Here is a 10,273-nt window from a genome sequence, read left to right as displayed (position 1 = left end):
AGATAAAAGCGTTTTAATCGCGGCGAGGGGGAAGTAGCCTAGTCATTCTAAGCAAATCTCCCTCAACAAAGAGTAAAGCGCTTTTAGCCGAACCCTTCGGGCAGCGTTTGCTGGTCATTTCTACTACGTTATCGGCTTCTCATGTAGGCTAGCTACACATCGAAGCCTCTGTCTTGTATAAATACCCAGCAATTCGCTGCAAAAACCAGCTCGAAAGGTCAACACGCCCTCATAACCCACTCTTTGTAGTGGGTTTTTTTGTGCCTAAATTCCGGCGTCTATACTTAATCGAACGTAATATCCTTAGTGTACGTAAGTAACTAGGTGAACGTTAATAACTAGGCGAACCTAAGCGATGGAGAGACTTTATGTACGGAAGTATTCTGATTACCTTGGCACTATCAACAACGCAACCTTACCCTGAAAAATTTGAGAAACTTTATACCGAAGAAACCGAAATCACTTATGACGACCTCGTAGTCGATGTTCATGGCTACAAAGTTCCCACGAGATCAGCATTTCGAGGTTGGATGCTCCTTAACCACGCCCAAGATCAAGTCAAGGCGATCGGACAGCAACTCAAAGATAACGGCATCACCCAAAGCATGCCTCTGCACTTAGTCTTGTTGCAAGGCACCGACTGGGCAATGAGCAACACCACTCTGTTTACCCTACCCAATAAAAAGCATGTACCAAAAATGATTAATACCCTTAAGTACATTCAACAATATATTGAGCCTGAGATTGGCGTTGTAATTCCTGTGTCTGGAGAAAGAACCGATATCTACAATAAGCAAGCGGGTGGCGCACTGCGAAGTAAACACTTAGAGTTCTGCGCTTTAGACTTAGTGCCTGCTAATGATATTACTCGCGAAAATCTACACGTGAAGCTTAAAAAGATTCATGCGGAATTTGGGCAAAAGAATAACGTTGGACTGGGTTTGTATTCTGGTGTTCGATTCCACATCGATACTTGTGGATTCAGACAGTGGTAAGAACACGGATGGGTCATTAAGACACACAAAGAAACAGAGTCATTACGACTTAAAAATAGAAACAATAAAATTAAACCATTGATTTAATGATAAAAATATAACTGGAACGCTAATTGCTATTGATAACAAGTATCATAATTATTAATAGCAATTAGGAATTCAATATGAAGACGATGACTCAACGCTTTCAAACTCTACTTTCTGTTTCAAATTTCAGTTTAGCTATCACCGCCTTGCTAATGCTACTCAGTATTATTGTTGCTTATCCGATGGCCGATTACTTCTCACTACCCATTCAAATTTTCGCACACATCAGCACCATATTAGTGGCCGGGTTACTAAAAATCAGCTACGTAGGCCGCTGTGTTGCACAATACAGCCTTGGGCAAGAAGTACGCTAAATCACACAGCGCTAGCCTTGATACTGGAACCATTAGACAATATCAAGGCTACTGAAAAGATCATACAGTTGGTGGGATTTATAAGGTTTCGGCAAGTAGGCGTTCATACCTGCTTCAAAGCAATTTTTGATGTCCTCTTCTAAGACACTAGCGGTTAAAGCAATAATGGGTAGTGGTGGGGTTTGTTGATCTGTCTCCCACTCTCGAATCACACGAGTCGCCGTTATACCATCCATAACTGGCATCATGCAGTCCATTAGAATGGCATCAAACTGAGCGCCCTGGGTGATGACATCGACCGCCTCTTGGCCATTGCTGGCAATCAAATATTCATAGCCCGCTTGCTCAAGGAAGAAGCTCGCTATCTTCTGATTCATCAGGTTGTCTTCAACAATCAGAATACGTCGATTCAGAGAACGAACTTCTTCATCTTTTACTTCCACAGTCGGTGTTTGTACTTCACCAGCATCAAGCGATCGTAGGCTGTTTAAGAAGCGTCTACCCAAAAATGGTAATGTATGAGTCGAGTGAACCGTTTCTGTGATTAGATTGGTTTTAAATAGGTGATGCTGGCACACAATAACGCGAGTCAGCGGATACAACGCCTTTAACGCCTCAAGATCTTTCCTCATAGAGTGATGCAGCGTGTGACAATAAAGCACCAAGTCACTTTCTTTCAGGCTCTCACCAAGATCCGAAATGGATGACACAACATTAGGTCGAACATTTAAGCGCTCGCACTCTTTGACCAATTGATCGAGGTAATTGAAAGAATTAGAAATAATTGTCGCACGGCTTAGGTTATCGAACGTTTGAGCGTGAGCCTCGACCGTGTCTACGTACAAACAAAAGGTGAATGTAGAGCCTCCTCCTTTCACTGAGCGTGCGGTAATATAGCCGCCCATCAAGTCAACAAGCTGCCGACAAATCGCAAGCCCTAGCCCTGTACCGCCGAATTGGCGAGTAATACTGCCATCTTCTTGAGTGAAAGGTTCAAAAATGGACTCTAGCTTCTCTGGCTCAATCCCAATCCCGGTATCAGACACACTGCATTCAAGCTTACCTCGCCCCAAAGACATCGGTGTATAAGCAATATCCGTTGTAATCGTGCCTTTTGAGGTAAATTTAATAGCATTAGACAGCAAATTGGTTAGCACTTGTCGAACACGATACTCATCGAAAAACAGCTGTGTTGGGGTTTGAGCATCAATGTTGATATCGAGTTCAATGTCTTTACTGATCGCTTTCGACAAAATTACGCTCACAGAGTCGTAAACCGCTTCTCGCAAATCGGCATTATGCGGCGACAACATTAAGTTACCCGACTCTATCTTAGAAAGATCGAGAATGTCATTGAGTAACACCAACAACGAATGTGAAGACGACTCGATATCCTCAAGTACCTCTTGTTGGTTAGCACTCAGTTGACTCTGAGATAAAATTTCCGCCATACCTATAATTCCATTAAGCGGCGTACGTATTTCATGAGACATGTTTGCTAAAAATGCACTCTTGGCCTTGTTAGCCGAAATTGCATCTTCTTTTGCTATTATCAGCTCTTTGTTGTGATGATAGTTACGTTCCATCACTCGATTGAGGGTTTCAGTAAACTCGGCAAGTTCATCGTTACCTTGAATATGAATCACCTTAGGCTTGCCGTAACTATCCGCGTATTCAGACACCCCTTTCACGATAATCGATAAGTTTCTATTTAAGCGCAAAGATGTCGCGACACCAAGCCATAACAAAGCACCTGAAACAACAAGGATAAGCAATGTCATAACCGCCGTTTGCCTTTTCTGTAGCGCTATATTTTTTGTCAAATCAAACTTTAATTGATCGGTATAAGCACCAACCGCCTTTGAGATCGCCAGCTTCTTTCGCTCTAAACTTTCCACATGTTCATATATTTCAGGTGTCGAGAAGTCACCTTTGAGAAGCCGCGCCGTAAATCGGTCTTGAAATTCATCTTGGGAGAACATGTTTAACAGTTTGCTAATTTCCAGCGAGTGGCTGTCTGATCGTAAAAACGTATCTAACAGCTGTTGTTGCCTTTCTAAAGCACCAACATAGCTCAATAAATATTGATCAATCAGCTCTGGAGAACGATACAAGCGGTAACTCAGCCACGCTTCTCGCTGAGTCCAGAACACGTAGTGAGTAAGATTGATAAACATCGTATCTGTTTGGCTGATCTTTTCGTCCACTATATTGGCACGATATTCAGACAGCTCCATTAACACGCCTTTTAACAGGTCAAAGGCTCGTTCTGTTTGCTGTGCGTTGCTGACAGTAATCTGTGATGCGTCGCTGTCAATACTAGTGGTTACCCGCGCGAGCTTCTTTAACACACTCTTTAACTCAATCAACTGCGGCTCGACAGTCCAACTGTTGTCGAACTGTTGAAGTTGTATTTCGTAATGAGCAAGCCTATCCACTTCCACTTGCAGCTCTAAAAACAACGGACCTTTCTCTGGCGAGTCTTTAGACAGCACTAACCATTGATAAGCACCACTTGAAACAGCATTAAAAGATTGAAGTGCTTCCACCTTAATTCGCGTTACTTCAAGGTGATTCATCTTCTTATCGTTCTTGAGCACTTCATTGACTGTAAACCCAAACATGATGAATACAGAAACTGTTGAAAGAAAAATAAGACGCCATCTAATTGACATATTTATCATTTTTATAACGACTCCTTTCCCGATAGTATTTTTACCTAGCTCAATATAAGAATAGGACATTAACAGGAGTTATTGATCAAATTGAATATGAACAAATGACATTATGAGCTAATCATAGGGAATTGGCGTCAGTCGTTATCCACATACAGGATTTAAAGAGGAAGGTCTATTTTAAACAAGTGAAAGGATAAGGTTATGCCTCTAGATGACCGCAAGTCACTGCTCTAGAAACCAATAAACACCAAAGTTAAGTCAAATTTGTGAGATCTAATCGTTTGCGTCACTAACTTTCTGTACTCAAACTCAGCTTATTCAAAAGTCGAACAAGAAAACTCGCTGAATACCTTATCTGTCGTTTACTTTTTAAGTGTAACTAGTGCTAATGATCACATCTTTAATGATCGCAATTCCCTTTATTACACATTATGTTTTGATCTGAGTATTTTTTGGCGAAAATTAAGTACTACAGACTGTTAAAGTCAATAGCCTTTCTTGACACTAAAATCTTGATTTATGACCAATTAAAAGCCAATTTTCAGACAATTAATCTGCATTTATTTTTCCTAGCAGAATAACTCGTCGTACCTTACAATCCTGCCACATAAAAATTACAAATTACACACAAGGCATATCAAGCAAATTTAAGTGGCGTTAAAGACCACCAAAGCTTAGATAGCTCAACTCCCCCATGCACTCATGGCTACCCTACATTCGCTATGATTGCAGACATTAACGTGAAAGGTCCCGAGTAAAGATGAGTCCCGAAAAGCACCTCCTAGACTGGCAAACTAGTCAAACTATTGCTGAATCAATCGCTCCTACTTTAGGTCAGTTGTATCGCCAAAAAGGCGTTGAAGTTATCCTCTTCGGTAAAACACTGGTTAACGCAACAACTATCGACATCATCAAAGCTCACCGCATCGCAAAACGTTACACAGGTTCTCCGCTTACCGCAGAACAGACTCAACCCATCATTCAACACCTTCTCTCTATGGACTTATCTCCATGTCGTATCGATGTTGGTCGCCTTGCTCATACATTCTGGCAAGATCGCGAAGACACACACGGGTTGGATGATTTCCTACAAACTGCACTTTTAGAATCGCTTGAAGGCGAGGCGATGACAGAACCTCGCGATGTTGTATTGTACGGTTTTGGTCGTATTGGCCGCTTGCTTACTCGTCTATTGATCGAGAAAAGTGGCCCAGGTTACCCACTGCGTTTACGTGCAATTGTTGTTCGTGGCGGCAAAGATGGTGACTTAGAAAAACGTGCAAGCTTGCTACGTCGTGACTCTGTTCATGGCCAATTCAACGGCAGCATTGTTGTAGACCAAGAACGTAAAGCGATCATCGTTAACGGTAACTTCATCCAAGTTATCTACGCAAACAAGCCAGCAGAAGTGGATTACACATCTTACGGTATCGAGAATGCACTTGTGGTTGATAACACAGGTGTGTGGCGTGACGCTGAAGGCCTAAGCCAACACGTTGCGTGTAATGGCGCAAAGAAGGTTCTACTGACTGCGCCAGGCAAAGGTGAAATCAAGAACGTTGTATTTGGTGTAAACCAAAATGACATTCAACCAGAAGACACAATCATCTCTGCTGCAAGCTGTACAACCAACGCGATTACGCCAGTATTAAAAGCGGTTCACGACAAGTTTGGTGTCCTATCAGGTCACATCGAAACGGTTCACTCATTTACCAATGACCAAAACCTAATCGATAACTTCCACTCAGGTGATCGTCGTGGTCGTGCTGCTTCATTGAATATGGTACTGACATCGACTGGTGCTGCTAAAGCGGTATCAAAAGCGATGCCAGAAATGGAAGGTAAGCTAACAGGTAATGCGATTCGCGTACCTACGCCAAACGTTTCAATGGCAGTAGCAAACCTAAACCTTGAGAAAGGCACAAACAAAGAAGAGTTGAACGAATACCTGCGTGAAATGGCGCTATCTTCAACTTTATCTGCACAGATTGATTACACCGACTCAACCGAGATTGTATCTACCGATTTGGTTGGTTCTCGCCACCCAGGTGTGGTTGACGGTGTTGCAACTATCGCGCAAGACAACCGCGCTGTTCTTTACATTTGGTACGACAACGAGTTTGGCTACAGCTGCCAAGTTGTTCACTGTATGGAACAGATGATGGGTGTTCGTTACAAGACATACCCTGAAGTTTAAACGACTTCGATCTTGTAACTAACTCAGCGCAAACGGCTCCACAACATAATAATTATATCTGCGAAGTCTATTATGGGCTTCGCAACCCTTCTTGTTTTACTCCCCCGTATAAACAGGAAGGTTGCCACTTAGATCTGCTCTCTCTATCTGATCTAAGTGGCCTTTTTACATCTGGTACTTTAATTTTGGTCTCTATTATGCCAACTTTGTTTTTACCGTTCTAACAAAGCTCGACTTCACATCTGCTACAGCTCAACCTCAACATCTGACTGAATCGTACTCGAACACGCAAGGACATAACCTTGCTCAATCTGTTCTGGCGTCAATGTTTCTTGGCTGCTTGATTCCACTGAACCTTTGGTTACTTTGCACTTGCAAGAACCACAAATCCCACTGCGACAAGCAATAATAATCGGAACTCCAGCTTTCTCTAATGAATCAGCCAGTGGTGTACCCGCTTCCGCTTCTACTTCTGCGCCAAATGCAGGAACAAACACCTTAACGGCACCATTTGAATCTGCAGACGCTTCCGCTTGTGACTCTTCTGAAGCTGTATTGCTATTGGCTAGTGAATCCGTGTTTGGGTTCGCTGGCGTGAAACTTTCTTGATAGAAATTTTCCATGTTGAATTCTAGTTCTTTCAGGTAGCTTTCTATGTTTTGCATAAAGCCAACTGGGCCGCACAGATAAACAGTTCGGTCTAAAATATCTGGGCTTAGTTTTACTAACCAATTCTTATCTAATCGACCTTGAGGAGCTAATGTTCCTTCACTGTCTTTTAGCAGCAATTTAAGATTGAAGTTGCTGTGCGCCTCATCTAATTGATGCAGTTCTTGAAAGTAAATGGTCTCACGCTTATTGCGTGCCATGTGGACGAAGTCGATCTCAATATCACTGCCTTGAGCCAACCAATACTTTGCCATCGCCATCACAGGAGTGATACCGCAACCCGCACTCACTAGCGTCACTTTTTTGGTCGTCGTTGGCATGCAATCAATACAGTTAAACGCACCAGCAGGCTTCAATACAGAAACCTCATCACCTTCATCAAGTTCATCAACAATAAAGTTCGAAACCAAACCACCTTCCACACGCTTTACCGTCAGTTTCAGGCGGTTATCTTCAGGACAAGACGCTACAGAATAAGCACGGTAATCGGTTTTCGCCGGCATATACAAACCCAGAGTAATAAATTGCCCTGGCTTAAAGTTGAAATGTAAGTCTTGTGGAACGCTGCCAAGCTCAAAGCTGACCGTATCTGGCGTCTCGTGCCATTTCTTTAAACACACTAAATTGATTGAATCGCTATCCGACCATGCATACATAGTTCGTGTACCTTGCTAATGACTAAAGATTTAAATCGAAAAAGCCCCGCCGTTGTCTGTTTTAGAAAAACGTCACAACAACGGGGCTTAGAGTTGGCTTAAATTAAGCCGCTAAGATTGTTTTAAGATCTTGCTCTGGCGTTGAGATAGAACGCATATCGAACTCGTCTTGCATAATCTTTAATAGGTTTTCTGTTAGGAAAGCTGGCGCTGTTGGGCCCGTGTAAATACCTTTCACACCAAGAGCGAACAGGGTAAGCAGGATAACGATCGCTTTTTGCTCGAACCAAGATAGAACCAGCGTTAACGGAAGTTCGTTGATACCACAATCAAACTCTTGAGACAGTGCGATAGCAAGCTGAATCGCTGAGTAAGCATCGTTACATTGGCCAACATCTAACAGACGTGGGATACCGTTAATGTCGCCGAATTGGTTTTTGTTGAAACGGAATTTACCACATGCCAATGTCAGGATTACTGAATCTTCTGGCGCTTGAGCTGTGAAGTCTGTGTAGTAGCTACGTTCAGATTTGTCACCGTCACAACCACCCACTAGGAAGAAGTGTTTGATGTTGCCTTCTTTCACTTGCTCAACAACCGCAGGTGCCGCTTCCATCAGTGCGTTACGACCAAAGCCGACAGTGATCATCTGCTCGATCTCGTCGTGTTTGAAACCTTCTTGCGCCAGTGCACAGTCAATTACTGCGCTGAAATCATCGCCTTCAAGGTGATCAACACCCGGCCAGCCCACGATGCTGCGTGTAAATAGACGGTCTGCGTAAGAACCTACATCAGGGTTAAGCAGGCAGTTAGACGTCATTACAATTGCGCCAGGGAAGTTAGCGAATTCTTTTTGCTGGTTCTGCCAAGCGCTACCGTAGTTACCCGCAAGGTGTGGGTACTTGTTTAGCTCTGGGTAACCGTGTGCTGGTAGCATCTCACCGTTAGTGTAAACGTTGATGCCCTTGCCTTCGGTTTGTTGAAGGATCTTTTCTAGATCATGCAAGTCGTGACCAGAAACAAGAATACAGTGTCCTTTCTTAGTTTTCACGTTCACGGTTGTTGGTTGAGGGTGACCAAATGTATCTGTCTCACCTTTATCCAGCATTTCCATGACTTTGTAGTTCATCAAGCCAATCTGCATAGACGTATCTAGCAGTTGTTTTAGGTCAGATGGATCTGTACCTAAGAACGCCATGATTTCGTGGTACTCAGCAAAAATAGCATTGTCAGTTTGACCAAGAACACGAGCGTGCTCCATGTAGGCTGCCGCACCTTTTAAGCCGTATAGGCAAAGAAGACGAAGGCCAATCACATCTTCGTGTTGAGAGTCGTGACCACGGTTTACAGCAGCTTGAGGCGCAAGTGCCAATAGCTCTGAAGAATCTGTTGGAAGATCGAACTGTGCTGCTGCAGAAAGTTCTGGAATTTCAAAACCAATCAATGTTGCTGCTGCACGAACTTTTTGCTCTAAACGCTGCTTGAATTCATGAGACTGTTGTGCGAATTCGATAATACGAGCAGGGTCGAAGTTAACGTTAGTCAGTGTTGCGAAGAACGCTTTTGGCGCCCACTCATCAACTTCTGTATCAATAACATCGCAAGCGCGACCTAGGCTTGCCCAAAAAGAAACGCCTTGAAGAGAATGCACCAACACGTCTTGAAGGTCGGATACTTCCGAGGTTTTTCCACACATGCCTTGTGCGAAAGAACAGCCTTTTACGGTTGGGGTTTGAATTGTTTGTTCACATTGAATACAAAACATATAAGGGGCTCCAGTAATTTTTTATTAGCTGTAAGTACTTTGCTTACAGTGACTTATTCCACCCCCCCTATAGAGCATCAAGCGTGCCAACTTTTAAGTCGTTGATTTTATGGAACTTACTGTTATCCCATGATTTTAGTGCGTGATTATGACTACATATAAACTCTAAATCCACACACGACTGTGTCATAGTGACTCTCTGGTATTTATTAACGGTGTTCATGTTTCGTTCAGAATAGAAGCGATATAGTAACAACATAGAGAAAAGAGGAATGAATATGAAAAATATATTAGTTACGATTGTTGCGTTGTTTACTGGCCTATTGGCGTTATTCACGAGCTTGATTCTTGCTATCCCTTTAGCTATTGCAGCTTTAATCACTGGCAAGCGCATTCAGAATCAAATGAAAAAACAGGGTTTCGCAGCTCACATGAACACACGTCAATCATCTACCAGTGATGCCGGTGTTATTGAAGGTGAATACGAAGACCTTTCAAGCAGAAAGTAATCTAAACTTCAGTTTCAGACATAGTAAAAGAACAACAGAGACAACATCAAAAAATGCATAGAAATACTATTCTAACGCTGCTCGCCTTAACGACTTTAAGTCTCGTTGGTTGTTCCAACGAGACATCGATACCTGCTTACGAAACATCTCCAAACTTGCCTGAATATCAGCAAGACAGCTTTGATGCCTACGTCAATGAAACTCAAGATTGGTTATTGAAAAACCGTGTATTCATGACCAAAGACAAGCAGCTAGAGATTCGACTCAATTCACCCACCGAATACAAACCTGCGGCACCTAACGGTAAGGCAGTTTTATTGGTACATGGTTTAGGTGATTCTCCGTACTCATTTAAAGACATCGCAACGCACTTAGCAGAACAAGGCTACCTAGTGAGAACGGT

At 42.9% G+C, this 10,273-nt stretch carries 7 protein-coding genes and 1 pseudogene; 5 read left to right on the top strand and 3 right to left on the bottom strand.

Annotated features, from left to right (window positions below):
- The first annotated feature begins 368 nt into the window (after positions 1-368).
- Positions 369-995, top strand: a complete 627-nt coding sequence (locus tag AB4653_RS11235; protein ID WP_009845677.1) for a D-Ala-D-Ala carboxypeptidase family metallohydrolase — start codon at positions 369-371, stop codon at positions 993-995.
- A 164-nt stretch (positions 996-1,159) separates the two neighbouring features.
- Entirely contained in the window at positions 1,160-1,396 is a 237-nt protein-coding gene (locus tag AB4653_RS11230) for a hypothetical protein (RefSeq protein ID WP_009845678.1), read from the top strand.
- A 32-nt stretch (positions 1,397-1,428) separates the two neighbouring features.
- On the opposite strand, the gene AB4653_RS11225 is transcribed toward AB4653_RS11230, so the two are convergent.
- On the bottom strand, positions 1,429-4,020 hold the full coding sequence (locus AB4653_RS11225; RefSeq protein ID WP_102257533.1) for an ATP-binding protein: 2,592 nt from the start codon (positions 4,018-4,020) through the stop codon (positions 1,429-1,431).
- A gap of 814 nt (positions 4,021-4,834) precedes the next feature.
- Between AB4653_RS11225 and AB4653_RS11220 the strand changes: the two genes are divergently transcribed.
- Positions 4,835-6,271: a glyceraldehyde-3-phosphate dehydrogenase gene (locus AB4653_RS11220; RefSeq protein ID WP_009845680.1), complete on the top strand. Its 1,437-nt coding sequence runs from the start codon at positions 4,835-4,837 to the stop codon at positions 6,269-6,271.
- A gap of 245 nt (positions 6,272-6,516) precedes the next feature.
- On the opposite strand, the gene AB4653_RS11215 is transcribed toward AB4653_RS11220, so the two are convergent.
- On the bottom strand, positions 6,517-7,596 hold the full coding sequence (locus AB4653_RS11215) for a hybrid-cluster NAD(P)-dependent oxidoreductase (protein WP_009845681.1): 1,080 nt from the start codon (positions 7,594-7,596) through the stop codon (positions 6,517-6,519).
- A gap of 103 nt (positions 7,597-7,699) precedes the next feature.
- A complete protein-coding gene (gene hcp / locus AB4653_RS11210; protein WP_009845682.1) occupies positions 7,700-9,361 on the bottom strand; it encodes a hydroxylamine reductase in 1,662 nt (553 codons plus the stop codon).
- A gap of 278 nt (positions 9,362-9,639) precedes the next feature.
- Between hcp and AB4653_RS11205 the strand changes: the two genes are divergently transcribed.
- Positions 9,640-9,870, top strand: coding sequence for a hypothetical protein (locus AB4653_RS11205; RefSeq protein ID WP_009845683.1), 231 nt, complete (start codon positions 9,640-9,642; stop codon positions 9,868-9,870).
- A gap of 53 nt (positions 9,871-9,923) precedes the next feature.
- A pseudogene (locus tag AB4653_RS11200) lies at positions 9,924-10,273 on the top strand (alpha/beta hydrolase); the annotation flags it as partial.

Source organism: Vibrio sp. 10N.222.48.A3 (genome assembly GCF_041475345.1).
Taxonomy (GTDB): domain Bacteria; phylum Pseudomonadota; class Gammaproteobacteria; order Enterobacterales; family Vibrionaceae; genus Vibrio; species Vibrio tasmaniensis_A.
This window is presented reverse-complemented; position numbering and strand designations above follow the sequence as displayed.

What these genes read in the sequence shown, in the direction of transcription:
- AB4653_RS11220 (WP_009845680.1), top strand. Translation starts at nt 4,835, where the DNA reads ATGAGTCCCGAAAAGCACCTCCTAGACTGGCAAACTAGTCAAACTATT.
- AB4653_RS11230 (WP_009845678.1), top strand. Translation starts at nt 1,160, where the DNA reads ATGAAGACGATGACTCAACGCTTTCAAACTCTACTTTCTGTTTCAAAT.
- hcp (WP_009845682.1), bottom strand. Translation starts at nt 9,361, where the DNA reads ATGTTTTGTATTCAATGTGAACAAACAATTCAAACCCCAACCGTAAAA.
- AB4653_RS11205 (WP_009845683.1), top strand. Translation starts at nt 9,640, where the DNA reads ATGAAAAATATATTAGTTACGATTGTTGCGTTGTTTACTGGCCTATTG.
- AB4653_RS11215 (WP_009845681.1), bottom strand. Translation starts at nt 7,596, where the DNA reads ATGTATGCATGGTCGGATAGCGATTCAATCAATTTAGTGTGTTTAAAG.
- AB4653_RS11225 (WP_102257533.1), bottom strand. Translation starts at nt 4,020, where the DNA reads ATGTTTGGGTTTACAGTCAATGAAGTGCTCAAGAACGATAAGAAGATG.
- AB4653_RS11235 (WP_009845677.1), top strand. Translation starts at nt 369, where the DNA reads ATGTACGGAAGTATTCTGATTACCTTGGCACTATCAACAACGCAACCT.